This is a genomic window from Chlamydia trachomatis A/HAR-13 (genome assembly GCF_000012125.1).
Lineage (GTDB): Bacteria > Chlamydiota > Chlamydiia > Chlamydiales > Chlamydiaceae > Chlamydia > Chlamydia trachomatis.
This window is the reverse complement of sequence record NC_007429.1, coordinates 462,107-487,764: the sequence shown is the minus strand read 5'-3', so window position 1 is coordinate 487,764 and position 25,658 is coordinate 462,107. Positions and strand designations below refer to the sequence as shown.

Here is a 25,658-nt window from a genome sequence, read left to right as displayed (position 1 = left end):
GCCGAGTTGTTTGGAGAGTAGTAGTTTGTTTTCTTGGAGAGATGTCCGAGTGGCTTAAGGAGCACGCTTGGAAAGCGTGTGTGCGTTAACGCGTACCGAGGGTTCGAATCCCTCTCTCTCCGTCTGACACATTTGCTCGCGTGGCCCTCACCTCTGCAAGTGTGTCTTTTTTTTGTTTTGATTCTGTTGTGATTTTTTAGTGAGAACAAGAGTTGTTTTCTGGAGGCAGGGATTCCTAGAAGGCAGCCCTTGCGAGAGCTGCCTTTCCAGGATATTTATTTAGAATGTCATACGAGCACCGCAGTTCATCATATGAGCTAGTGTATGTGCGTCTGCTTCTATCGTGTAGGATCCATACAGAGTCCACAAAGGTCCCAGGTACAGCTGCGTGCTGTATTCTCCGCGAGCTGAGTTTCTTGTCGGTACTCTACAAATAATTTCTCCGCCTTCTCCTGAAGAGAGCACTTGGTATTTGCATGTTGGAGAATTTCGATAGATTGATGGCATGTATGCTACAGAGAATCTGTTGTACATCAAAATATCGTTACCAGAGAGCTCTCCTTCGAATGCTAACCCCATAGGAATTGCTAAGTTTCTATAGGTGCAGTTGTCGAAGTAACGAGGATCGTATTCTGTTTCTGTGAATTGTTTCTGACGGATACTGGAGTATTCCAATTCTCCGTAAACAGTGATACGTTTAGTATCCCCTTGTGCAGGAGTTTTTAAGACAGAGGAGACACGGAGAGCTGTCAGCCATCCTAAGTCTTCCCATTCTCCTTTGTTTCGTTCACGGATCGTTGGATAGTGAGTCACTGTATCATGTTTGATATATCCGTAAGAGATGACTCCTTGTAACAATAGCGGTAGCGATTTTTCCGTTTTTTTATTGATTACAAAGTGGAATGGTTTGCCTCCGTATACCGATGCTTGGTAAGAATATTCGAATCCTTTGTGAGTGTAGTTATTCTCTCTTTTCAAGGATTTTGTTTTCCCGATCATCTTACTAAATGCAGCTCCAACAATCACATCATGGGCTGGTTTAGCATCTAAGGCAACAGAAGCTCCTCTGCTGTAATAAGTGAATTCTTCAGAAGTAGGTGTTCCTACTTGCGATAGCATCGTTCCTAGTCCTGATATCCACAGGTTGTTATAGCTAACTTCCTCAAAGCGAGCTAGATTCATTTTATCGTTGAGCAAGCCTTGTTTGACTGTGACCATTGACATTTGAGATCCCAGAATCGAGTTCGCATAGAAATGATTGTCTCTAGGTACATAAGCCCATTGCCTATAAGAGTCAAATTTCCAGAGCACTGAGATCGTTCCATTTTGTAGTTGATCAGGATCCAGAGTGAGTGTTCCTGTATATCCTTTCTGAGGAGCAATATCACCCGTCAGTACTATTTTCTGAGCTTGCATTTTTGATGAGTCTGTAGGGAGCACTAACAAGGAGATTTGTTGGTCGGATCTTAATGCAGGGTTCTGGAAGAAGGTCCCATTAGGATCGATGAGTTTAATTTCTCCTCCTAGGATTACTTGGTTGCTTGTTGTAGTTGTAGCCGTTGGTGTTGTCGTAGGTGTGGCTGTAGCTGCAGCGGCAAAGTTTCTTGTACGAGATGTGTGTGCAGCAGCTACTGCAGGAGAAGACGATCCATTCGCGCTTTCTCCTTGATTCGAGGCGTCATTATTATTTTGCTCCTCGGTATCATCACTATTCTGGTTACTTTCACTATCTGTAGATGGGGTTCCACCGCTTCCACTTGTAGTAGTGTCTATGATTCTCAATTCTGGAGGAGTAAAGATATTTCCTTCAGCAATACCATTTTTCTCTACGCTGGATAAATCAATGGTCATGTTATTTATGACCAAAGCTCCATCAGCAACAGTCTGGTTCGAAAGAACAGATCCAGGTGTCATAACGAGAGAAGAGCCTTCTTTCTGCTCAAAAGAAATGACATGAAGCTCGGTATTTGGCTTCAATACAAGAGATCCACTGTGTAGAACTACGTTTTGTGGAATATAGGATTTATTTTCATGTAATTCAGAGGAGAACAGAATCGTTCCTGTAAACGCAGAGTTTACAGTTTCTGAATCCTCAGATTTATTAATATCGAGAGTATCGTAGGCAGTCGCCTGTGTACCTGTTTTCTTAGTAGAGGTCCGGATTGCATCAAAGAAACTGATCGTTTTCCCTTTTGCAGCTTGCATGGTTAATTTAACATCTCCCGCAATACTACAGAAAGTAGAGGTTCCGGTATCAGAAGAAGTAGGACGGTATTCATTGTTTCGGAAACAAATATTTCCTCCTGAAGCAATGAGTTTCAGGGGAAGGTTATCCGTCTGAGATCCGTTTGAGCTTGCTATTTGTCCAAAGATAGCAGCACCATATTTTGTTACATCTCCTGAGGTTGTGGCTGGTGTGCCTTCTGTAGTTGTGCTTAGCGTTAGGGTTACTAAGTTTCCTGTGAAGAGAACAGAGCCTAAAGACTCAATAGATGCTTCTTTTGTAAAGTAAATCGCGCTTCCTTCTTCTAGAGATCTGTTTTGGTTAAATGTCGCAGTATAGGCTTTAATGGAAACGACAGGTGCGTAAATAGTAGCTCGTTTTAAAGCTTTATTTTTTTCAAAGTAGTAGGAGCCAGACTCTAATTTCACTGTTTCTGTATTTTGTGTGCCTGGCACCAACCCAATAGCAGATCCGAGGTCAGCAACGTTTTCTAAGAAATGAGCCCCTCCTGATAGAGAAACAGTAGAAGTAGCTCCGATAGCTCCTCCAAAGGTGTCTTTTCTCTGAGTATCTGTAGCGTTATTAGCATTGTTTGTTGCAGAGTTTTTAGAAAATACTACAGGAGTAGCAATGGTTACAGTAGGAGAGTAGATAGCTCCTCCAGCAACCTGACCTGTTGTAGATTGAGAAGAGACAGTATTCCCGGAGAAGGTGACAGTTCGTCTAGAGCTCCCGCTATCGAGATTAAACAATGTTTTAGCATAGACCGCACCTCCGAGGACGTCAGATTTGGAAGAGGAGCCTTCTGTGGTGTTATCGATAGCTTTGTTTCCAGAAAATATTCCTTGGCCAGAGAAGTTCTCAATCTTAACAGTTTCTCCATAGATAGCACCTCCTCCTATTAAAGTAGGAGTTTCTGTTGTAGAACCAGCTTCTGGCTCAGTCGGTTCTTCAGAGTTTCCAGCGCTATCTCCAGATGAGGAAGAGTCTGGATTATCAGAAGATGCAGTAACGTCTGAATCTGAAGAAGAAGTGACAGGCTCTTCTGAACCTGAAGAATTAGATACGGGGGAGCTATCAGTACTCGCAGCATAGCTTTTAGCTAAACAAGCGTTTGCAGAGATAGATTGATCTCCTGAGGGAGCCCCTGAAGAAGCTGCTCCTCCATCTTGAGGAGTAGATGATCCACTTTCAGAGGACGATGAGACACTCTCGTCAGTTATTTCCTCTGTGTAGCTATCAGATGATTCGTCTGTGTTTTCGTTAGATTGATCAATATTACTATTGGGAAGGGCATTTTCTTCATTAGATTGTGTAGAATCTTGTAGTTGTTCTCCAGATTCAGCGTTTCCAGTATCTGATGTGTCTTGAGACTCATTGTTAACATCACCAGTCCCTGTATCAGCAGTATCCCCTTGAGATCCTTCAAGGTTAGTGTTAGCCGAACTTCCTTCTGTATTAGAATTCGGATCTTCTGTTGCTGTAGACTCTTCTCCTTCTACTGGAGGAATCTCTTCTGGAGCTTCAGGAGTGCTTTCTACTATTGCTTTAACAGTGTTATCTGCAAAAGTGAAGGTAGACTTGAGGTTAGATAGAGTAACCGTTTTAGAATGAATAGCCCCACCTTCTTTAGCAGCAGAGTTATAGTGGGATAAGAGCGATCCAATTGCATCAAATTCTACGCTTTCAGTTAAACAGAGACCTCCTCCTACATCCTGGGATGAATTCCCTGAAAGTTCAAGATTGTTAATACGGGAAAGTTTAGCTTTTTTCCCGTAAATAGCCCCTCCTTTTTTCGCAGAAGTGTTTTGATTGATAGCGACATTCAAAATGTTCTCAATCGACACGTCTATATCGCTATTAGTATCAGAAGTTTCTGTTTGATCCGTTTGATCAGACTCAGCCTCTGTTAGAGAAGGGGCTGCCGGTTCTGCCGTAGAGGCAAAGAATCGATTTATTTTAGCAGAAGCAACTACTTCAGGAGTGCTTGCAGGCGAGGAGGAAGAGGGGGTAGAAGATTCTGGGGTATCTGTTATTGGTATAGACGTTGGATCTGTAAAAATAGCTCCTCCAGACTCCTTTGCAGAGTTTCTAGTGAGAGTCACCGTTTTTAAATTAGATAAAGAAAGTTTGTTAGTGCAGATACCACCACCGTGCCCTTTAGCTGTATTTTCAGAGAAAATCACTTCTCCTACGAGAGGGGGAGTAGTTATACTTTCACTAGTTGTATTAGTAACAGACATGGTTTGAGTAACGTAGGCTCCTCCTCCATGTTGACCTGCCGAGTTTTTCAAAACCTGTAGGCTATTCGTGTTGGTGCAAGACAAGTTTTCTTTAGTGAATACACCTGCTCCAGAATCGGTAGCTATGTTACTGACAAAATCTATAGTCCCTGTAATTCCAGTGATGGTCAAAGATTTTTCTGTATAGATACCACCACCTTTACCTAAAACATCGTCGGGGCTAGGAGTTGATTCTGGTGATTCTGATACTTGTGTATCTTCTGTTTCAGACGAACCGTCTTGATTTCCATTTGACTCAGTCTGTTCCGTTTCTGGAGTGCTATCCAGTGTATCTTCGGATAAGCTATCAACGCATTCTGCGAGCAATACGATCATTTCTTCATCCAGACATTGTTTTACTGCTGTTGCTCCTGCAGCATTCCCTTGGAAATGTACATTGTTGCAATCACTGATTAACATATCCTGTTCTGAATAGATTCCACCACCACCTTGTTCCCCACCATTGGAGGAGAAGGTTGCTTCGGTAACATTTTCTAAAGATACTCGTTCTTTTGCATAGACGCTACCCCCTTTCTCGACCGCGATATTTACTTCTACTAGTAGAGATTTTATGTTTTCAAAGACTACCTCTTTCTCTCCATAAATAGCTCCTCCGTTTTTGAGGGCAACTCTGTGATCAAAGATAACTTCACCTTCTCCGAAGAAAATACTATTGTCATGGAGTTCTATGCTTTGATTAGAGAGAGAGTCCTGAGATTCTGAGATAGTTAGTTTCTCTCTAGCATAAATGATTCCGCCATTGTCTAGTTCTTCTTCTGTTTTCTCATCAGTTTCTCCAGAAGAGGGAGCTGAATCTTGTGAATTCTCAGTATTTTCTCCAGATGAAGATGAAGACACTCCTTCTGTCGTTGGAGAAGCTTCACTACTACTACTAAGATGTTTTCTAGGTAATCCGGAAGATGTCGAAAAGTCATAGAATGAAACACTATCAGCAGCTCGATACTCTGTGTTGTCTGCTAGCATCATATCAGTAAATGCTTGAGAAGTTGAATATCCTACTTTGCTAACATTGCAGTCGGTATTCTTTATTTGATCTTGGATCGAGCTCGCCTCAGTAACGGAGGAGAGTGCTGCAGCAAATACAGCAGTAGCTGACATAAACTTCATAATTTAAATAACCTAATTGAACAGCCTACGATGATAGGTGTTGAATAGATCATAAATGAAAAAAAATCAAGTTTTCTCATAAGCCCAAAAAGGCCTAGAGAGATATGTAAGAGGGGTTTTCTTTGTATTAAGAGATCGTAAAGGCCAGCCTTTTGAAGAGGCTGGCCAAAAAGAATTAGAAGATCATGCGAGCACCGCAGCTAGTCATTTGCGATAGCGTATACATGCCTACATCGATAGTATAGTTTCCGTAGAGAGTCCAGAAGGGACCAAGATATAGTTGAGTACTGTATTCTGCTCTAGCAGAGGTTCTAGTTGGCACTCCGCAGATAACTTGACCAGCTTCATTCGAAGACAATACCCGATATTTACAGACAGGATTATTTCTGTAGATAGAAGGCATGTAGGCTAATGCAAGCTTATTATACATAAGAATATTACAGTTCATGATAGCTCCTTCGACAGCGCATCCCACAGGAAGCGACAGATTTCTGTAAGCACAATCATCGAAGTGTCTTGGATCGTAATCGATTTCTGTGAACTGTTTCTGGCGAATGCTGGAATACTCGAGTTCCCCATAGACAGTGATCCGTTTAGAAGAATCTTTAGAAGGTTCTTTAAGATCCATAGAGATACGAAGATCCGCTAACCATCCTAAATCTTCCCAATCTCCTTTATTTCTTTCATGGATAGAAGGGTAAAGTGTTGTTGTATCATGTTTAATATGTCCATAGGACACGACTCCTTGTATTAGGAAAGGAAGTGCCCAACCATGTTGCTTATTGAGCAAGAAATACAGGAATTTACCTCCATAGACAGAAGCTTGGTAAGAGTACTCAGAGCCCTTATGGAAGTAATTATGCATTTTTTTGATGGCTTTGGTTTTCCCCACCATCTTACTAAATGCAGCTCCTAGGATAAAATCTTGTCTAGGTTTGGCATCGATGGCAACTGAAGTTCCGCGGCTGTAGTAACTGAATTCTTCGGAAAGAGGAGTTCCTTGTTGAGCTAAGAAAGTTCCTACTCCTGAAACCCAGAAGTTATTGTAAGCGATATCATCGAAGCGGGCATTATTCAACATGTTGTTGATAAGCCCTTGCTTCACAACAATCATTGAGTTTTGGGAGCCTAAGATAGAGTTCGCATAAAAATGATTATCCCTAGGTATGTATACCCAGCGACGATAGGTATCGAATGTCCATCTGGCTTGAAGTTTCCCTGTTTGTGGATTAGAATCTAATGTCCAGGTTCCCATGTACCCTTTCTGAGGGAAAAGATCCCCAGATAAAGTTAAATCATAGACTTGGACGTCACTTGTGTCAGTCGGAAGCTTAATTAGTGGTACATCTAGATCGCTTCCTAATATAGGGTTTTGGTAAAAGTTTCTATTAGGATCTATTAAAGTAAGGTCTCCTGTTAGGAAAACTTTGTTCTCGCTCATAGTTGGAGTAGTTGCGGCAGAACCTGAAGGCGCTGCTGCAGAAATCCTTTTAGGATTTGTTGGTATACTACTGCTGACCCCGCTTCCTCCGGATGCACTAGAGGTCGTGGCAACGATACGTAATTCTGGAGGAGAGAAGATTTCCCCTGCTTGAGGAGTCCCCATACTGGAAAGATCAATCGTTAACCCATTGATAGCTAGAGCTCCGTTAGCTATGTTTTGGTTAGATAACACAGCTCCGGGTTCCATAATTAATTTAGACCCTTCTTTCTGCTCAAAAGAGACTACGTGGAGTTCTGTTTTCTCTTTAAGAACTAAAGTTCCGTTGTGAAGGATTGCATTCTGTGGGATGTAAGATTTGTTTTCATGTAATTCAGAAGAGAACACAATAGTTCCTGTATATGGATTACTCTTCTCTTCTTTATTAATATCTAAAGTTTCATAAACTTTTTGTGTTGAACCTGTTTTTTTGGTAGAGGTGTGCACACAATCGAAAAAGCTAATAGTCTTCCCTTTAGCGGCTTGTAGAGAGAGTTTGACGTATCCTGCAATACTACAAAACTTGCTAGCGGGAGTATCACCTTGGTTATTCTGTAAACTGTTGTTGCTAAAAGTAATGTTTCCAGAAGAAGCAAGAAGGGTTAAAATGGCATCTGTTTGAGACGATTGAGTGGTTCCTGGATCTCCAAAGATGGCTGCCCCATAGTTGGCAGTATTTGTATTTTGTCCAGATGTTGCAGAACTAGCTTGTGTAGCTGTAACGTTATTTCCTGTAAAAAGAACAGATCCTAAAGACTCAATCGTAGCATTTTTTGTAAAGTAGATAGCGCTTCCATCATGAGTGGATGTATTTTGATTGAAGGTAATATTATTCCCTTTAATGGAAACGCTAGGAGAGTAAATCGCTCCACGTTTATTAGCTTGGTTTCTTTCAAAAATAAAAGAACCGTTTTCTAAAGTAATTTTTTCTGTAATGCTATTTTGAGATCCGCTAGTTGCACTGGGTGTATTTGCATTAGCTAGAGTTCCTATTGCAGCTCCTAAATCAGCCGTATTCCCTGAAAATCGAGAGACTCCAGATAGGGTAATGGCTGTCCCTGCAATGGCTCCTCCAATGGTATCTTTAATAGAATTTCCTGAGGATCCATCTTCAGAAGAAGTCTTTGGTGTAGCCATAGAGGCTGTATTGTTAGAGAATGTCGCAGGACAATTCAATGTAACAGTAGGGGAGTAGATCGCTCCTCCCGCTATTTGCCCTGTTGTTTGAGATTTCCCAGTGGAGACACTGTTCCCCGAGAAAATATAGGAGGTTCCAGCATCGGAAGATCCAATAGACAAAGAGGTTTTGGCATAGATGGCTCCTCCTTGTACGTTCAACGATGATTGGGAGGGATTGTTATCGATAGCTTGGTTCCCAGAGAACTGACAAGTCCCGCTACATTGAGAGAATGTAACCTTTTCTCCATAGATAGCTCCTCCTACTACACCTGAATAAGTTGGTGTTGCTGGAGATGATGGTGCGGCTGCTGCGGCTGCTTGTAGGGAAGCAGCAGCTGCAGCAGGTGCTGAAGCTGTTGTTGCGACTCCTGTGGATGAGGAGTTTGCTTTGTTGTTCGAGAAAGAGAAGCCTGATTTCAGATTAGAAATATTTACAGTTTTAGCATGTAAGCCTCCACCTTCTTTCCCAACAAGGTTCTCTGTTACAGATAAGGAGACTAGGGTATCTAGTTCTAAAGATTCTTTACAGCAGATACCTCCACCTATCTCTGTAGCGGAGTTCTCAGAGATATTCAGTTGGTCTATGCGGGACATCTTGGCTTTTTTAGCATAGATTCCACCGCCTTTCTTAGCAGTGTTTTTGCTGATAGTCGTATCAACTACATAATCGATCAATAAGTCTGTATCAGCATTAGGATCTTGAGTTTCCTTATTAGAGGTTGCAGGAGAGGCTTGTGAAGAGGCTGCTAGTAAGGTTAATGAAGAGACGGTAGAAGATGAAGGTGTGCTTAGAGCAGTTGAGACCACTGGGGCAGACTTGGGAGTAGACGTCGCGGCAGAAGCTGCTGCGGGCTGTTCTGCAGTATCCGCCGTTGGGAAGCTATCTGGGCATGTGTGGGCTCCACCACCATTTTCTGCTGCAGAATTCCCGGATATAGAAATGCTTTGAAGGTTAGATAAGGCAAGACGTTTTGTACACACGCCTCCACCATTACCTCCTGTAGATTTATTGCCAGTAATGACTGTTTCACCATGTACAGGCGTGATTCCTGGAATTGTTTCCACATCAGAGGTGTAAGTCTGAGAGATTTCTTTGGTAACAAAGGCTCCACCACCATGTTTTTCTGATGTGTTATTAATTAAACAGAAACTATCCAGTCCTGTCATTGTAAGAGCTTTATCTGTACCTTTTATGAAGAGTCCACCGCCCTCTTCTTTGGCAGTATTCTCTTGGAATAGAGTCTTCCCTGTCAAATTAGAAAGGGTGATGTTGTCTTCTCCGTAGATTCCTCCACCTTGTTTATCGGAAGAGTTTTTCAAAAATTGTAGACGGTGAGAGTTTTCACAAGTAAGGGTTCCTTTTACGTAAGCACCACCTCCAACATCTGTCGCTTTGTTATTTGCAATTTCGATAATTCCTGTGATGTTAGTAATCGAAAGATTCTTATCAGTATAAAGCCCACCGCCTTTAGCTGTGGCTGGAACTGTTTCTGAGGTATCCGAGTCTGAGCCAGAGCTAGAGTCTCCTGAGTTGGAGACTGTAGTTGCTCCAGAACCAGATTGAGGAGAGGAAGAGGCCCAAGCATCTGCATTTCCTGCAGATGCTTGAGCTTTTGGTAAAGTGATTTTTTTTGTTTCGAACGTTCCAGCTTTATTGTACTTAATGCGAATTTCTTCAAGATCTTGGAAGTTTATATCTCCTTCAACATATAGAGCCCCACCACCTTGTTTACTGTAGTTAGAATTAAAAAGACTCTGTTTAGAAGATTGAATTGAGAGGTCACCTTTAGCATAGATAGCTCCTCCCTTTTCTTCAGCACCGTTAGTTTGTACTTTTAATGATGTAATATTCTCGAAAGAAACATCTTTCTCAGCAAAGATCGCTCCTCCATCTTTAGTAGCTTTATTTATTGAGAATAGTACCTCTTGAGAGTCTGCGATAGTAAGGTCGCCTTTAGCATAGATAGCTCCCCCAGATCCTGGCTTATGAGAGGGAGTTGATGTTTCTGTATCGGTTTGAGCAGCAGGAGTAGCTGTAGCACAAATAAAGTGACTTTGAAGATTAGCTGCTGCGGGTTCAGCTCTACTGGAACTGGGGGAAGACACCGAATCATTTCCGCTAGAACTACTAGAACCCGACGTTTCGCTTGCTGTTTGAGCTTTAGGTTCTGTAGGTTTCTTAACAGGAGCAGGAACTTCTGCAGAGTTGGAGGAGAAAGTCGCTTTAGTAATCCCTGATAGGGAGATTGTAGATCCTCCAAAAATCGCTCCTCCGGATAGCTGGGATAAGTTATTTTGGATGGTTAGACCTGTCAGATCTGTAAATAGCAGCTCTCCTTGAGAGAAGATAGCACCGCCTTCACCAGTCATTTTTATCTCAGACAGAGTTAAGGAACCTTCTGTTCCTGATCGTGTCATAAAGGACAAAACTCCGGAGTGCGCGTTATAAAAGGCGCCGCCACCTTTAGGATCAGGAGTCGTTGTTGTAGAGTCACTATCCTCAGAAACGGAAGCAGTCTCTCCGTTAGAGCTAGAGGAGTTTGAGTTCGTGGGAGTTGTTGTATCGGTAGTAGGAATGTTGGTAAATTTTGTGAAAGATGCGTTACCAGAGACGATATATTCTGCCCCAGCTTCTCCAACTGTTTCAGTAAAAGTGGTAGAGGAAGAAGTTCCTACGCGAGAGAAATTTAATTCTTTAGGTTCTGGGAAGCAAAACCCTGAAACTGAGGGGAGAACAGCAGCAAACACCGCAGTAGCTGACAGCCATTTCATAGAAGACAAACCTATTGAATATGTACGAACTCGATAGGCGTTAGATAAATCAGAAAAGTAAATTAGGCAAGGTATTCCTTGCCTAATTTACTAGGAAGATACAGAGGTTTTTAAAAATAGTTCATCTCCAAGGTTATATTAGAAGCCAACATAGCCTCCGCAGGATAAGCTATTGGAGAGGTTCTTCCCTTCACGGTTGATAGTATATGCCGTGATGTATAAGGAACATGCTTTATAGCGAAGAATCAATTGATTTGCCAATGTGTGTGCAGAGGTTGGAACTGAACAGCCATTGGTAGTCCAAGCAAAATCATTCATAGCCAGGTGAGCAAGAGTGGATGGGTTTTCTCGTTTAATATCTCGAGAGTAACCGATGGATCCCTTACCTAGTAGAGCAAAAGAGCTATTCCCTAAGCAGAATTCATAACCAATCCCTATGGGGATGGCGATGTTTAGAAGTTTTGTCTTGGAAAAACTTCTTGGGTTATAGCCTGTTTCAGTAAAAGCTCTTTGCAAGATATTTGTGGCTTCGATGTTGGCGAATGAGAATACGCGCATAGTTTGATCATATTCTAGGAATGTATAAGAGGCTCCTAATGTTCCTCGCATACCGAATGTATCCCATTTCCCATAGGTGTGATCTTTTTTGGAGCATATGCGGACCATCGCGTTGTGATCTAAGGCTGCACATAATGTAGAATTGACAGTAAGGGGTCCCCAGACATGGGTTAAACCGACATTCTGAACAATTCCTTCTGAAGTGATGTGTTCTGGTAAGTCTGCAACGAACGAATCTCCGAACATATGTGAGCCTCCTCCAGAGAGTGTCAGGGAGGGAGTTAAGCGTATGATAGAGGTTCCTGTAGCTCCTAAACGAGATATAAAACTTTCTTCTTCTGAGGAGTGGGTAGACATTTCTGCTCCAGTTCCTCCAATTAAAACTCCGAAGTATGAAGTAGGAATAAGAGATCGATTATTACATAGATGATCGCTTAAGTTATGAGAGGCTGTCTGTAAAAGTAAAAATGTGCTCCATAAGGAATTAGGAACGGCACGCCCCACTCGATTGGATTCAAGGACATATTCTCCTGTTGGGAGCCAAGAAGCTCTTAATATTTTTTGTTTAGTATTGTTTATAGTATTTGGCTGCCAGCTAAAATGCCAGGCTCCTTGGAATCCTGATTGTTTGTTCGTAACTAGAGAATCAGTAGTAAATTTGGAGATATCTACAGTTTTATCAGAGGTGAGCAAGATTTCCATTTGGTATGGTGATGCTGCAGTATCGCGATTTTCGTAGAATAATCCTTCAGGATCATGGATAGATGGGGATCCGGATAATCGTAAAGGAGCGTTGCCGGCACGGATCTCTGCTTGAAGATTAGAAGGAGAGATATCTACTCCAAAGCTTAAACCATTAATTTCTAGGGGTTCTTTGCTGGATATGTTGCCATGGAAGAACGAGTTCATCGTGTATAGAGCCAAGGAGGATCCTGGAGATAAACTGATACGTCCTCCGGTCTGTTTGAAGCTTTGGACAATCAGATGGGCTCCATTTTCGATAGATAGGGTGCCATTATATAGATGAACGGGTTGGTTAAAAATCGATGTTCTATTTGCAACATCTTCCCTAGCATCATCTAAAAGATTCGCACCCGAGAAAACGATCATACCCTTAGGTGAGAAGAAGGGAGTTTCATACTCAGGAGCATTGATTTGTATAGGGGAAGATGATGCTGACAATGCCATGACAGGATCAAAGAAATGAATAGAATGGTTTTTGTTCGCTGCAAGTTGGATTTTATAGGGAGCTTCTTTGATTAAGATAGAATTGTGTCGATCTAGGGAAGCTTTTTTGGTGATATGAAGCATGGTATTGCCGCTAAATGCAATATTACCACTATGAGCAATCAAGGTTAGAGAAGGTTTTTTCCCTTCTAGAAGAATTGCTCCTCCTCCAAGATCTCCGGCAGCATTATCGGAAAAAATGATGGTATTATGAGCAGTAATTGAGCATTGAGAAGAGGTGATGGCTCCACCGCCTTCTTTAGCGGTATTTTTTTCAAAGCGAATAGTATCTTGATTCTGTTCTAAGTTCACATATTGCGCGTAAATCGCTCCGCCTTTCTTATTCGCATGATTTTGAGAGAATAGAATGGGGGATGTTTGTTGATTCGCTTTGAAATTACTTGTGTATATAGCTCCCCCGTTAGCTATTGTTGTGTTCTCTTTAAAGGCAAGAGGTCCTGCATTTCCTAAGAACTCGACAAGGCCATTCTTATTGTAGATAGCACCTCCATGCACAGCGCTATTGCCTTCGAAAGTAATTTGTTGGTTATTAAGAAAAAGAATTCTGGATCCTGCGAAGTCACCGCTAATTGCTCCTCCACGACCACTATGTTTCATTGATGAAGAAGTTACAGCTTGGTTATTGGTAAAGATGATAGCTCCACGTTGATCTACAAAGGATACGCTTCCTTTCATATCTCCTTGGAGCTGGATAACGCCACCATTCCCTTTGGTGATATTATTGCGGAAGGCAATGTGGTGGTTGTTTTTAAAAGAGATGTCCTCTTTCGCAGTAAAAATTCCTCCTGTGCTTTCAGATCCAAAAGCAACAAGTTTTCGTAAATCAGTAAATTCAATAGAGGATTCAGAAAAGACTCCGGCTCCAAAACCATTGATATTAATGTGTTTAAAATGAATGGACGCAGAAGAATTTTTTCCTAAGAAGGAAATTTTCCCTGCTAGATTCCGAAAGGCTCCCCCTGATGAAACTTTATTTAGTAACGAGAAATCACTGAGTATGAGTTTGCGATTGATGATGTAATTAGTGCCTTCAGGACAGGAAGAGATCATGGTAAAGGTATCTCGATCTTTACCTTGTTTATGTCCAGAAATAGCTAATTCCATTTCTGCAAACGAATAAGGAGCATAGACGATTAGAGCTCCTAGTAGAAACTTGGGAATAAGAGTAAGATAAGGATGATGTACTAAGAAGTTTGTATTTGGAGATTGAGAAAGTTGTCTTTGATCGTAGTGAGCATGGATTTCTATAACTCGATTCATAAGTTCCTTTGTTATAAACATCTTAAGACATTGTTTTGAACGGGAACTATAAACAGAAAGCGCTTTTCTAGCGATCCAAGATTTTTTATAAGTCTTTGATAATCTATTAGGAAGCTGTTTCGAATATGAGAGAAAGACACTCTTTCATAGAGGATGCAGATTCATTGATTGCTTGATACACATCTCTGCAAGAGTCTTTTTGTTTTTCTTGAGCTTGAGATGTTTTCAGAATGTTTAGAGCAGCAGCAACATCTTCATATTGAAAATCTTTTTTCCCACCTATGAATTCAGGAAAAATCGTTCTGCCTAGAATGATATTAGGGAGCGAGTAGGCTGGAAGGATAATATTAAAGATATACTTAGCTAAAAAAGTATCCAAAGGTCGGAGCTGGCAAGTGACGATCGTAGGAGTTAGATTGAGAGCCGTTTCTAGGACGATAGTTCCACATTTGGCGAGGGCAAAATCACATTCTCTCATTAATTCATAACGAAACTGGGAAGGAACAATATGACTGTGCAAACACCGATTCTGTTGAAGCACTTCGAGGATAAGATGGTCATATTCCGGATTTGCAGACGATACAAGTAAATGGTGTGTGGATGCAAGAGAGGATGCTTGAAAGGCCTGCACTTGAATGGTTAGATTACGCAGGATATCGCTGCGACGGCTACCAGGAAACGCTGCAATGAAAGGTTTATCGGTAGGAAGATGGAGCTGATCTTTCCAATTTAGATTGGGAGAAAAGCTTTTAATTGTTTCAGAAAGAGGATGCCCTAAATAGACTGTACGCAGAGCTGAATCTTTGAATAAGTTTTGTTCAAAAGGAAGTATTAGTAAAAGCAGGTCTAGATATTTTTCCAAAACTGTTTTCCGTGAAGGTCTCCAAGCCCATATGCTAGGGCATACATAGTGAACAATCTTTCCTTTATATCCTCGAGAGCGTAATTTTTTTATTAATAAGAAATGAAAATCAGGGAAATCAATGCAAATCACTGTGCGCGGATTTGTTTTCAGAATATTTCTATAGAGAAGCTGATAGCGGTACCATAATTTAGGTAGTGCTAAAAGTACTTCCCAGAATCCGCTAACCTGAAATTTCTCCATAGCGAAAAGTGCATGAAAATTCTGTGCACGCATTTGCGGTCCCCCCACGCCAAAGCAATGAATATCAGGGTATTTTGCGTGCATTTCTTTTAATAAATTCCCTCCCAAAGTATCTCCACTATGTTCGCCCGCAGAAATAAAGCAGCTATTGCTAAAAGGTTTGCGGAAAGCTTCTCGTGAAGCGATACGTAGATTTGCTAAAGAAGGGAATAACCCGCATCCATAACATAACACGTTTACGAGGTCCCCCGTTCTTAGGAAATAGAGAAGGCAGATAGATCCTCCTAGTAGGCTTGCTTTCCAAAAAGGAGCGGGCAGGGCGGATTGGTTTTTGTATTCGAGATAGAACCACTGGATGAAAAATCTCAATGAGAAGATCGTCAATCCGATACATCCTATCAGCTGCCATGACAAACTCGCTTCTGGTAGATTCAAATGGAGGATATTTGGGGATGCCATCCACGTCATATGAGGGAGGTAACGCGTTCCAATAGCAAAAGATACCGTGATCGCTGTTGCTACTGAGACTAGTAGAGAAGCTATTTTCGAAACAGGAAGGGGATTTAGAGAGGCGATATTCAGGTTCCGGAAATAAATAATCAGATTAAACGAATGCAACAAAGCAATAGGATACTGACTTTGAATAAATCCATGGCAAATCATGAAAACGGCGCCGGTACCGGACAGATACCAAAAAATCTTGGGAACGACAGAATACCCTTTCTTTCTAGTTAAAGACCATTGAACACAAAAAGCTGTGCCAAAGAAGAGGTTGGCGAATAGTCCTAGAGGGTATAACCAGAGTGTAATTTTTTGGGGAAACATAACAACTCATTGTAGTAATCGATAGGGGAGAAGAATTTTCCCAATTTCAAATAGGAATGGTCATTCCGATGCTAATTCATAATGTTTAAGCCACTCTCCATAGGTAGCCTCTACTTTTGGATACACTTTACTGCGGATTTCTAGTAAGTAAAGAGCTTCTCGGAAGTAGGCATGGCGTAACAATCTTCTATTGAAGAAAGATTTTTTTTCTTTCTTCATAGCATTCAATGGGGTCAGCCGGTACTGCATTTGCAATAGCAGAGTTGTCAAGATGAAATTTTTCTTGGAACAACTAGTAAATGAGTCGGCAAAAAATTCAGTCAAAAAGTTTCGAATATAGTCAAAGATACTTTGGATAGTCATCGTTGGGTATTGACTATATTTGTACCGCACATTGAAGTTAACAATAGGGAATAATAGGATCGCCAGCAGAAAGTGTCTTTCTGAACAGAACGAGCGTTTCTGAATTTTAGTGTCTAATGCTGTTAAGCAAGCGAAAGTCTGATCTTGCAGAGTCTTACTTAAGCTAAATGCCTTAGCCATGTAAGGGAATAAAATCTCTAGGACTCGATGTTCGGAAGCTAGCTGGAAAAAAATGGTAGACTCCCCAGAACTCAAGACTTTGATGATTTCTTCAAAGACTCGAGGTTGAGAGCTTTTCACAAGTTCGTGACAAGATTCTTGAAGAGCTTCTAGAGTTTTAGGATCTACTGTAAAAGCATAACGAGATAAAATTTTTAATAGGCGCAGCATGCGCACAGGATCTTGTTTGAAACGAAGGAAAGGATCTCCAATAGTTCTGAGATAGCGACTTTTTAAATCCTCAACACCGCCTGTGTAGTCGATGATAATTTCTGCGCTAGGGTCATAAAAAAGGCCGTTAATCGTGAAGTCTCTGCGTAATACGTCTTCTTCGGCAGATCCCCAAAGATTATCTTTTGTAATTAAGGAGTCTTCTTCGTTGCTACCAGATCTAAAGGTAGCGACCTCTATGATTTGGTTTGGGAAACGGATGTGAGCCAAACGAAATCGTTTGCCTACAAGAATACAATTTTTGAATAACGTTTTGACTTCTTCAGGTTTAGCAGAGGTTGAGATATCAAAATCTTTTGGTTCTGTCTTCAACAACAGGTCTCGGATACAGCCTCCGACAATGTAAGCTTCGTACCCAGCTTTTTTCAAAGTTCTTACAACGGAAAGCGCGTGAGTGGAGAAACTTTGCAGATCAATATTGTGGTCTGATGGATAAAATATCGTAGGAGTAAGATTAGAATGAGAATTTTTGCTGAGCAAATCTAAGCCTCTGGGCGAAAGAAGTTCTTGGTTGCAAGCCATCATTATATGACATTGAAAGTTAAAAAGTCTGGAGGAATTTTGTCCTTGAGCAAGAAGGCTTTTAGAGTTCTCTCCAGGAAAGCTCTTCCTATAATAGAAAAAATTACGTTTACAAGGGCAAAATCACCTATATGTTTCTAAAAATTTTCAAGGGTTTAGAGGACCATATATAAGGCACGTCTTTTTGATCATCAACAGCTTTATGACTCTCTCTCCTTTTATGAGGAGAGAGTGGACTCAGAAACCTCGAGAGTTTCCGCCTCTTTTTTGGGGAAAATGAGCTCTTTTCGCATTAAGAATACCCCCAATAAATTGAGGCATAGCAATAGAGCTCCCGAAACAGACATAACAAGTAATGCTGTATCCTGTGGAAGAAAACAGAAAGCGGGCAGAGCTATAATTCCATAGACGGTATAGAATTTAGATCCTTTGTTTCCGCAGATGAAATTTGCACACTTTTTCCCTACAAGGAAATATGAAATAATGGTGGTGTATCCTGTAGCAAACAGAAACGCGGGAAGGAATACACGAATGTAAGGGAAGTAGAAGGAAAGAGCCTGTTCTACAATTTCTGATCCCTCGAGTCCTGCTCGATGCCACACTCCAGAAGCAAGAACGATAAGAAGACTTAGCGTACATACGAGGTTGTCCACAATCACTCCGACGATACTAAGCTGCGCTTGTGTCTGAGGATTTGTTGCAGATGTTTCACTTTGGATAATGGAATCAAACCCAATACCAATATCTCCTGAATAAGCTGCTCTAGATAGTCCTTGACGAATAGTGGAAGCCACTGTACATCCTGCAAATCCTCCGATCGCTCCATGACCTGTAAAGGCCGATCGGAAAATACTAGAGAATAGCGCGGGGAGAGTATGGATTTCTTGAATCAAAATATAAAAAGCCATTCCGCAGTAGACCAACATGAAGAAGGGTAAAACTAGGGAACAGATTTTTCCTATCCGCTGCAAGCCTCCTTGCACAGCATACATAACTAGGAAGAGGAGAGAAGCAATGGCCATCAATTTAGGGACATCCCAGCAAGAGGCCAGTGTATTGGCAATAATTGAAAATTGGTAGATCTCTACCCCATAAATACAGAGGAGAACAGCAACGATAACGGAAACAATGCGGGTTCTATAGGCTTTATCAAGGAAGAACATAGGGCCGCCATGATACACATTATTGGCATCAGACTGACGGAATTTAATACCTAGATAGACTTCGGAGTATTTAACTATAGACCCTAGGATTCCAGCTATCCAAACCCAAAAGAGAGCTCCAGGTCCACCAACACTAGCAGCTGTGACTATCCCAACAACGTTGCCGATGCCGATATTCCCTCCTGCGGAAGCAAAGAATACTTTTAACGGATGAACACCTTTCTTTTGGTTTTCTTTTTTTGACGAGGCTTCTTTTGAAAAATGGTAGAATAGCTTGAAAAACGCAGGAAGTTGAGTAAATTGTGCAAATTTAGATTTGCATGTGAACAAAACTCCGAGCAAGAGAATCAAAACAAATGCTATGTATGACCAAATAAAGTCATCGAAAGCGGTCAAAAAAGACAGAAACGCGCTCATAAAATATATGATTAAAACTAAAATTCCTTGAAAATTACCCTATATTATCTCTTTTTTCCTTTTTGTTTGGTAGAGAGATCCTTGAAAGAAAGAATTTTTTGTTAAAAGTATTTTTTACTTTCTTTAGTGAAGTATAGGTGACCAATAAGAAGGAGGGTTCCTATAGAGATAAACGCATCTGCTAAATTGAAGGAAGGAAAGCGCCAGGAGTAATAGCTAAGAGAAAGGAAGTCGACAACCTTACCGTAGAGTAAGATATCACCCACATTCCCTAGAGCTCCAGCGAGGATCAAGGTTAAAGCAACTCGTGTTCTTCTGTGTAAAGACTTATATTTAATTCTCAAGAATAAGGCTAGGCCTAGGATTACGCAAACGCGGAAAATAAGAAGAGGGATTTTGTATTGAGTAAAGAGTCCAAAGGCTGCTCCTTCATTGAAGGAGGGAATAATGAGAAAAGAAAAATGTCCCCACACGTAGCTATAAAGAAAAGCTGAGGAGTGAGGGGAGAGCTGGCAGCTCTTGAGTAACACAACTAGTTTTGAGACCCAATCAATAGAGGCTAGGAGAAGGAGAGTAAGGAAGGTTGGGAGAGAACGGGTCGGCATTGTAACTAGTTTCCAGAAAGAAGGCCTTTTTCGAATTTTTCTTGTGATTTCACAGTCATCGTAGCGTAAGGGATTGCCATTAATCTTGCCAACGGAATTTCTTCTCCACTTACATCACAAATGCCGTAAGAGGCTTCTTCAATTTTTTCTAAAGCACGATCAATTTGTCTAAGAAGTTTATACTCTTTAGTAGTAACTTCCAGGCTGATAGTTCGATCAAACGTATCTGTGCCTTGATCTGCTTGGTGCTGAGAATAGCCTGTTGCCTCATTAGGTTTTTTGACCTCTTGAGCATTCCCTTCTAGAGTATGAGACAACTTAGCCTTCATTTCTAAAAGACGTGTTTTAAAATTGGCTATTTCTTCGTCTGTTAGGGGCATACAATTCTCCTTTTCATGTCTGTTTTTCACCATCTGGTGTTGCAGATAATAAGACTTCCATTAGCTCTCCTACATCCTTAAATCTTCTGTAAACACAGGCGAACCTAATGTACGCAATCATATCTGCTTTTTTTAGATATTTCATTACTAGTTCGCCTATTTCTTTGGTAGAGATTTCTCGATTTTGTTTTCCAAGAAGATCTTGTTTGATATTAGAGGCGATTGCTTGTACTTGTTCTTGTCCAATTCTTGTATGGCTGGAAGCTGCTTTTAATCCATTGACGAGCTTTGATTCTTGGAAGTTTTCATAACGACCGTCTCGCTTTAATACCTGTACAGTTAATTCTACTGTTTCAAAGGTTGTAAATCTTTGGCTGCAACGTAAGCATTCGCGACGGCGTTTAATCGCGTTTGACTCTGGTGCGTTTCGAGAGTCGATAACTTTAAGCTCTCCATGGTTACAAAATGGGCATAGCATGGGAGATTCCTCCTAAAATTCAAATATTAGATCCTTGTTTACTACGATAGGCCCTTCAGAAATGAAAGAAAGAGGTAGCTTGGGGGATCTAGTAACACAATTCTTGATTGTGATTTGTGGTGATTTTTTTTCAAAAGTCGCCTAATATCTGCAGGACGCTCAAGATACCACGGTTTTTATTTTAATGGATAAAATCCTGTGTCTTGTGTTGAAAAGAACCTCTTCTTAGAAAGGTTTTCTCTACGGGCGGTCTCGGAGTATAATTATTTTTTGATTATAAGTAACCGCTGTTTGCCTTGATCAGATCCGGAGAGGGCTTTTTCGTGTATCTAGTTTTTCAAGATTGCTAAAAAGTATTGTTGTCACGACCTAGCAAAGGTATTTAATTGTCTATGTTTTCAGGCATTATTCAAGAAGTCGCACGGGTAGATCTTATTCACCATCTCGGGGATTCCATGGAGATTGGAGTTTTTGCTCGCAAGTTGATCGATGTGGTTCCGGGGAGTAGCTTCTCTGTCGATGGCATATGTTTGACTCTGGTCAAACGACAGTACGAATTACTCTTTTTTGATGTGACTGAAGAAACCATGGCTTGGACTACCATCAAAGATTATACGGTGGGAACCATGGTAAATTTAGAACGCTCGGTTCGATTAGGAGATGAAATAGGAGGACATTTTGTCTCTGGGCATGTCTGTGGGATAGGCACTATTATTGCTATAGAGAAATCCTATATGTTTTTTAAGGCTCCAGCTAATTTAGTGCCTTATATTTTAGAGAAAGGCTTCATTGCTATTGATGGCATCAGTTTGACAATTGCACGAGTTAAAGGGGACATCTTTTCAGTTAGTTTGATTCCGGAGACTCGAGCGCGCACCTCATTGGGTTATAAACAGGTGGGTGCTCACGTGAATATGGAGCCTGATATGATGACAAAAATGCAGGTGGACACAATTATGCGTTTCCATGCCGAAAAAGAGATCAGCAAATGATGGATTACGAGTTGTTAGATAGTGGGGACGGTAAGAAACTAGAGCGATTTAAGGATGTTTGCTTAATTCGTTCTTCTGCCACGGCTATTTGGCCAAAGAGCTCTCCCTCCTTATGGGGGCAGTATTCTGCTGAGTTTGTTCGTATGGGAGAACAAGGGCAATGGCGGTATCGCAACAGAAATCTTAAAGAATGGTGGATAACCATCGATTCTGTTTCGTGTTTATTGAAGCTGACTCCTTTTGGTCATGTAGGTATTTTTCCCGAGCATGCTGGGTTCTGGAAAGATTTACAACCTTCTGTAGCCAAGCCTTCATGTAGAGTTTTGAATCTCTTTGCTTATACTGGAGCTTCTTCTATTTTCTGTGCTCAACAAGGAGCAACAGTCTATCATGTGGATGCTTCTAAAGCAGCTGTTAAGTGGGCCCAAAAAAACGTGGAAGGGAACGCTTTTCAAGATAAAAGGATTTTTTGGATCATAGAAGATGTGTTTTCTTTCTTGAAGAAGGAAATTCGTCGAGGAAAGACTTATGATGTCATTCTTTTGGATCCACCTACCTATGGGCGAGGTCCTGATGGAGAAACATTCAAAATAGATCGCGATTTTTTCCCTTTATTAGAGTTGTGTTCACAGCTCCTCTCTAGTTCTTTCTCGCATATGCTGATTACTTCACATACACCGGGACATACTCCCGAGTTTTTGCATTGTTTAGCTAGAAGAGCGCTTCTTATGCTTCCTCTCCAAGGGTGGCGTTTAGGAGAAAATTTTTGTGGTGAGGGGAATCAACGGTTGCCTTCAGGGGTGTTTGCGCAATGGAGTTTATAGGGAAAAATAATGCCCGTGTTAAGAGTGCTCTTGCTTTAAAGCGCCAGCGGGCACGTAATAGCACATATTTTTTATTAGAAGGGTTTCGAGAGATTCATCGAGCCCTAATTTCTGGATACCGTTGTTCGCATGTATTTTGCGGAGAACTAATTGCCGATAAGGAGATAGCTCTTGATCGCGAGCTTACTTCGCTTGGTATTGAAAAGTTGTATTGTTCTAAGGATATTTTGGAAAAACTGTCGTTTAAAGAGAATCCCGAGAATTTTATTGCTGTTTTTGAAAAGAAAGAGCTGTCTTGCCAAGAGTTTTTAGGATTGCAGCGAAAGAATCAGGCTCCTTTTTATTTGATTGTTGAGCAAGCAGAAAAACCTGGAAATATAGGAGCTTTGCTAAGGATCGCAGATGGAGCAGGGGTGGATGGAGTCATTCTTTGTGATCCTGTAGTCGATTTATACAATCCCAATGTAATTCGTTCCTCTTTAGGTACAGTATTCACTATGCCTGTTTGGCAAGCTTCTTTGAAAGAGGTCTTGGATTTGGTTCATCAACAAGAATGGCAGGTTTTCACAACAACTCCATCAGCACAAACTTTTTATTTTGATCAAGATTTTTGCCAACCGATGGTTGTGGTGTTTGGCTCAGAAAAAGATGGGCTGTCGCCTGATTGGTTGAATGGAAGTTTTTGTAACATAGCTTTACCTATGTTAGGGAAAGCAGATTCATTAAACCTTTCTTCTTCTGTTGCGGCTGTTGCTTATGAGGTCGTTCGACAAAGAAGTATAAGAAATCTTTTATGATTCAAGTTTTGAAACTTGATTTTTAATGTTTTATATGCGATCCTTCAGGATGCCCTCGTTTGGAAGGCTACTTGGGTAAAGAGGACGAAGAGTCTGTCTCAACCCTTTAGGGTTGTCATAGTTTTTGCAGGTTGTTCGTTTAGGAAGAACTTGAGTAGGGCGCCCATGAGATTCAGTTTCTTTTCTGGTATTCGAGACCTTTTCCGTCATCTCATCATATCTGCGACTTCTGGAGCCTTGTCTGATCGTTTAGGCTGGCTTTGGGCAGTCATAGCTAGAGTGTTTTCTGGCTCTGTTTGGCTGCGACATAAGATTGCGAAATCTCCTCATCAAGTACAAGCAACAGTGGTGAGTGTAGGGAATATCGTTGTTGGCGGGACAGGAAAGACTCCTTTGGTGTTATGGCTAGCCCAAGCACTGCATGAAAGAGGGCTTTCTTGTGCGGTGCTTTCGAGAGGATACAAAGGGAAATATAGTAAGAAAAAAGCATTTACTATTGTGAATCCAGCGCTTCACACCGCTTCTTGTGTTGGAGATGAACCTTTGCTCTTAGCCAAGTATTTGCCGTCAGGGACGGTACGGATACAAAAGGACCGAAAAACCCTTGCGGAGAAGAGTGCTGGGGATTTTGATGTTTTGTTGTTGGACGACGGATTTCAATACAATCGCCTTCATAAAGATGTAGAGATTGTATTAGTGAATGGTTCGGATCCTTTTGGAGGAGGCTCGTTTTTCCCAAAAGGAAGACTTCGAGACTTCCCAGAAAGATTGGCAAAGGCGGATTACGTCATGATTAATGGTAGATGTTCGCCTTCCGATCAACGTGAGTTGGATCGATTGCACCCCGCAAGAGAAGATCGTGATCGAGCCTCAGATTTCGGAAATTGTTTGGTTGAATCAATCTGTAAACATGCCTCGAGATCATTGGGAAGGTCTAGGTGTGGGGGTATTTTGTGGGTTAGGGTTTCCTAAAGGATTCTTAGCTATGTTAAGAGATGCAGGGATTCATGTTTTAGGTACGTATCTATTACCTGACCATGTGGGCATAACAAAGCAAGAGTTAGAACTTTTTTGTAAGAAAATCATTTTGCGCCAAGGAGTTGGTATCCTGTGTACAGAAAAGGATAGCGTAAAAATAGGAGCGCTTGCTGAAGAAATATCATTGCCGGTTGGAGAAGTCCGCATGCGGTTTTCTTGCGTTTGCAATGAAAGACGAATGGTGGCCATGTTGGATGCAATAGAAGCCATCCAGAAGAATAAGAGGGTAACTACATGAAATTATGGATGAAAATTTTTATAGGCCTAATTATCGGGGTTGTTTCCGGCTTAATTCTGGAAGACAAAGCAGTTTTTGTGAAACCTTTTGGGGATATCTTTTTAAATCTACTCAGCATGGTAGTATATCCCTTAGTCTTTTGCTCTATGGTTTTGGGGATCGCTTCGATTAGCGATATGAAGAAATTAGGGCGTATAGGCTTAAGAAGTTTGGGTTTGTATCTAGCGACAACTTCCGTTGCTATTGGTATTGGGTTAGCTTTTGCTCTGTTTTTCAGTCCTGGAAAGGGGTGTGATCTCCAAGGTTTTAATGCAGTGGATCTTGCTTCGTCCGGATCATCTGGAGGGATGAATTTTTTAGCTACATTCGCTCAGGTGTTTCCTTCAAATCCTTTACGTTCTTTTGTAGAAGGGAATATCCTACAGATCATCATCTTTGCTTTGTTTACAGGCATTGCTATGCGCTTAGCTGGAGAAGCTGCTCGCCCTGTGGAACGTTTTGTTCACGGGTGTAATGAGATTATGCTGCGCATGGTAAATATGATTATGTCTTTTGCTCCTTATGGAGTTGCAGCAAGTATGGCTTGGATATCTGGCAATCATGGTCTGACCGTCCTACTTCAATTAGGCAAGTTTCTTGTTGTCTATTATTTAGCCTGTATATGTCATGCTATATTGATATTCGGGGGCTTAGTTCGATTAGGGTGCAGGAGCTCATTTAGCAAGTTTTTGTCGTCGATGATGGATGCCATTTCTTGTGCTGTATCGACTGCTAGTAGTTCTGCAACACTGCCTGTTACTATGCGCTGCGTTTCAAAAAATCTCGGCGTTTCTTCAGAAGTTTCAGGTTTTGTGCTCCCCTTAGGTGCGACTGTCAACATGAATGGTACGGCAATTTTTCAAGGGATGGCCGCAGTTTTTATTGCTCAGGCATATAATTGTCCTCTTTCTTTAACTAGTTTACTTCTTTTAGTTGTGACTGCGACATTCTCTGCTGTAGGAAGTGCAGGAGTCCCTGGAGGGGGAATGATTACGTTAGGGTCTGTGCTCACTTCTGTGGGACTCCCTATCCAAGGGATCGCAGTCTTAGCTGGGATCGATCGTTTGAGAGATATCATAGGCACTCCTATGAATATTCTAGGGGATGCAGTTGTTGCTTTATATATTGCAGATGGAGAAGGTGAGTTCTCCTCTTCTAATGAGGGTGAAGAGGATATCCTTCCTCAAAATGGTTAGAGATCTTTTAACGAAGAGGGTTTTCTCTCTTCGTTTTCTTTAAGGTTTAAGCGTCTTTTCTGTGGTTTCAAAAAATGTTTAGTGTAACATAGGGA

At 41.3% G+C, this 25,658-nt stretch carries 13 protein-coding genes, 1 tRNA gene and 1 pseudogene; 6 read left to right on the top strand and 9 right to left on the bottom strand.

What is annotated here, in order from left to right:
- Positions 1–35: 35 nt before the first annotated feature.
- Positions 36–122: transfer RNA gene (locus CTA_RS02220), tRNA-Ser, on the top strand.
- Between the two features lie 157 nt (positions 123–279).
- Here CTA_RS02220 and CTA_RS02215 read toward each other — a convergent pair.
- The 9 genes from CTA_RS02215 to nrdR all read right to left on the bottom strand — a co-directional run bounded on the left by CTA_RS02215 (position 280) and on the right by nrdR (position 20,439).
- The gene (locus CTA_RS02215; protein ID WP_011324727.1) at positions 280–5,634 is read right to left on the bottom strand and encodes a polymorphic outer membrane protein middle domain-containing protein; all 5,355 of its coding nucleotides are present in this window, start codon (positions 5,632–5,634) and stop codon (positions 280–282) included.
- 175 nt (positions 5,635–5,809) lie between these two features.
- On the bottom strand, positions 5,810–11,065 hold the full coding sequence (locus CTA_RS02210; protein WP_011324726.1) for a polymorphic outer membrane protein middle domain-containing protein: 5,256 nt from the start codon (positions 11,063–11,065) through the stop codon (positions 5,810–5,812).
- A gap of 138 nt (positions 11,066–11,203) precedes the next feature.
- Entirely contained in the window at positions 11,204–14,131 is a 2,928-nt protein-coding gene (locus CTA_RS02205; protein WP_009871764.1) for a Pmp family polymorphic membrane protein autotransporter adhesin, read from the bottom strand.
- 106 nt (positions 14,132–14,237) lie between these two features.
- The gene (gene lpxB / locus CTA_RS02200) at positions 14,238–16,061 is read right to left on the bottom strand and encodes a lipid-A-disaccharide synthase (RefSeq protein ID WP_009871763.1); all 1,824 of its coding nucleotides are present in this window, start codon (positions 16,059–16,061) and stop codon (positions 14,238–14,240) included.
- Between the two features lie 60 nt (positions 16,062–16,121).
- The gene (locus CTA_RS02195) at positions 16,122–17,399 is read right to left on the bottom strand and encodes a polynucleotide adenylyltransferase PcnB (protein ID WP_011324725.1); all 1,278 of its coding nucleotides are present in this window, start codon (positions 17,397–17,399) and stop codon (positions 16,122–16,124) included.
- Positions 17,400–17,614: 215 nt separating this feature from the next.
- On the bottom strand, positions 17,615–18,976 hold the full coding sequence (locus CTA_RS02190) for an AGCS family amino acid carrier protein (protein WP_010725188.1): 1,362 nt from the start codon (positions 18,974–18,976) through the stop codon (positions 17,615–17,617).
- Between the two features lie 101 nt (positions 18,977–19,077).
- Complete coding sequence (gene lspA / locus CTA_RS02185; RefSeq protein ID WP_009871760.1) at positions 19,078–19,581, bottom strand: signal peptidase II; 504 nt, start codon at positions 19,579–19,581, stop codon at positions 19,078–19,080.
- A gap of 5 nt (positions 19,582–19,586) precedes the next feature.
- Complete coding sequence (locus CTA_RS02180; protein ID WP_009871759.1) at positions 19,587–19,961, bottom strand: TraR/DksA family transcriptional regulator; 375 nt, start codon at positions 19,959–19,961, stop codon at positions 19,587–19,589.
- Between the two features lie 13 nt (positions 19,962–19,974).
- Positions 19,975–20,439, bottom strand: coding sequence for a transcriptional regulator NrdR (nrdR, locus tag CTA_RS02175; protein WP_009871758.1), 465 nt, complete (start codon positions 20,437–20,439; stop codon positions 19,975–19,977).
- A 392-nt stretch (positions 20,440–20,831) separates the two neighbouring features.
- Here nrdR and CTA_RS02170 point away from each other — a divergent pair, with 392 nt between their 5' ends.
- The 5 genes and pseudogenes from CTA_RS02170 to CTA_RS02150 all read left to right on the top strand — a co-directional run bounded on the left by CTA_RS02170 (position 20,832) and on the right by CTA_RS02150 (position 25,563).
- Positions 20,832–21,431, top strand: a complete 600-nt coding sequence (locus CTA_RS02170; RefSeq protein WP_009871757.1) for a riboflavin synthase — start codon at positions 20,832–20,834, stop codon at positions 21,429–21,431.
- A complete protein-coding gene (locus tag CTA_RS02165) occupies positions 21,428–22,255 on the top strand; it encodes a class I SAM-dependent rRNA methyltransferase (protein ID WP_009871756.1) in 828 nt (275 codons plus the stop codon). The genes CTA_RS02170 and CTA_RS02165 overlap by 4 nt, the downstream gene beginning before the upstream one ends.
- Positions 22,243–23,052, top strand: a complete 810-nt coding sequence (locus tag CTA_RS02160; protein WP_010725186.1) for an RNA methyltransferase — start codon at positions 22,243–22,245, stop codon at positions 23,050–23,052. Before CTA_RS02165 ends, CTA_RS02160 begins: the two co-directional genes overlap by 13 nt.
- A gap of 165 nt (positions 23,053–23,217) precedes the next feature.
- Positions 23,218–24,328: pseudogene (gene lpxK, locus CTA_RS02155) on the top strand (tetraacyldisaccharide 4'-kinase).
- Positions 24,325–25,563, top strand: a complete 1,239-nt coding sequence (locus CTA_RS02150; protein ID WP_010725184.1) for a dicarboxylate/amino acid:cation symporter — start codon at positions 24,325–24,327, stop codon at positions 25,561–25,563. Before lpxK ends, CTA_RS02150 begins: the two are co-directional and overlap by 4 nt.
- Positions 25,564–25,658 lie beyond the last annotated feature (95 nt).

Bases quoted from the DNA above. Each gene is read 5' to 3' on its own strand.
- CTA_RS02165 (WP_009871756.1), top strand. From the start codon at position 21,428: ATGATGGATTACGAGTTGTTAGATAGTGGGGACGGTAAGAAACTAGAG.
- CTA_RS02195 (WP_011324725.1), bottom strand. From the start codon at position 17,399: ATGATGGCTTGCAACCAAGAACTTCTTTCGCCCAGAGGCTTAGATTTG.
- CTA_RS02190 (WP_010725188.1), bottom strand. From the start codon at position 18,976: ATGAGCGCGTTTCTGTCTTTTTTGACCGCTTTCGATGACTTTATTTGG.
- CTA_RS02205 (WP_009871764.1), bottom strand. From the start codon at position 14,131: ATGAATCGAGTTATAGAAATCCATGCTCACTACGATCAAAGACAACTT.
- lpxB (WP_009871763.1), bottom strand. From the start codon at position 16,061: ATGTTTCCCCAAAAAATTACACTCTGGTTATACCCTCTAGGACTATTC.
- CTA_RS02160 (WP_010725186.1), top strand. From the start codon at position 22,243: ATGGAGTTTATAGGGAAAAATAATGCCCGTGTTAAGAGTGCTCTTGCT.
- CTA_RS02170 (WP_009871757.1), top strand. From the start codon at position 20,832: ATGTTTTCAGGCATTATTCAAGAAGTCGCACGGGTAGATCTTATTCAC.
- CTA_RS02180 (WP_009871759.1), bottom strand. From the start codon at position 19,961: ATGCCCCTAACAGACGAAGAAATAGCCAATTTTAAAACACGTCTTTTA.
- CTA_RS02210 (WP_011324726.1), bottom strand. From the start codon at position 11,065: ATGAAATGGCTGTCAGCTACTGCGGTGTTTGCTGCTGTTCTCCCCTCA.
- CTA_RS02150 (WP_010725184.1), top strand. From the start codon at position 24,325: ATGAAATTATGGATGAAAATTTTTATAGGCCTAATTATCGGGGTTGTT.
- lspA (WP_009871760.1), bottom strand. From the start codon at position 19,581: ATGCCGACCCGTTCTCTCCCAACCTTCCTTACTCTCCTTCTCCTAGCC.
- CTA_RS02215 (WP_011324727.1), bottom strand. From the start codon at position 5,634: ATGAAGTTTATGTCAGCTACTGCTGTATTTGCTGCAGCACTCTCCTCC.
- nrdR (WP_009871758.1), bottom strand. From the start codon at position 20,439: ATGCTATGCCCATTTTGTAACCATGGAGAGCTTAAAGTTATCGACTCT.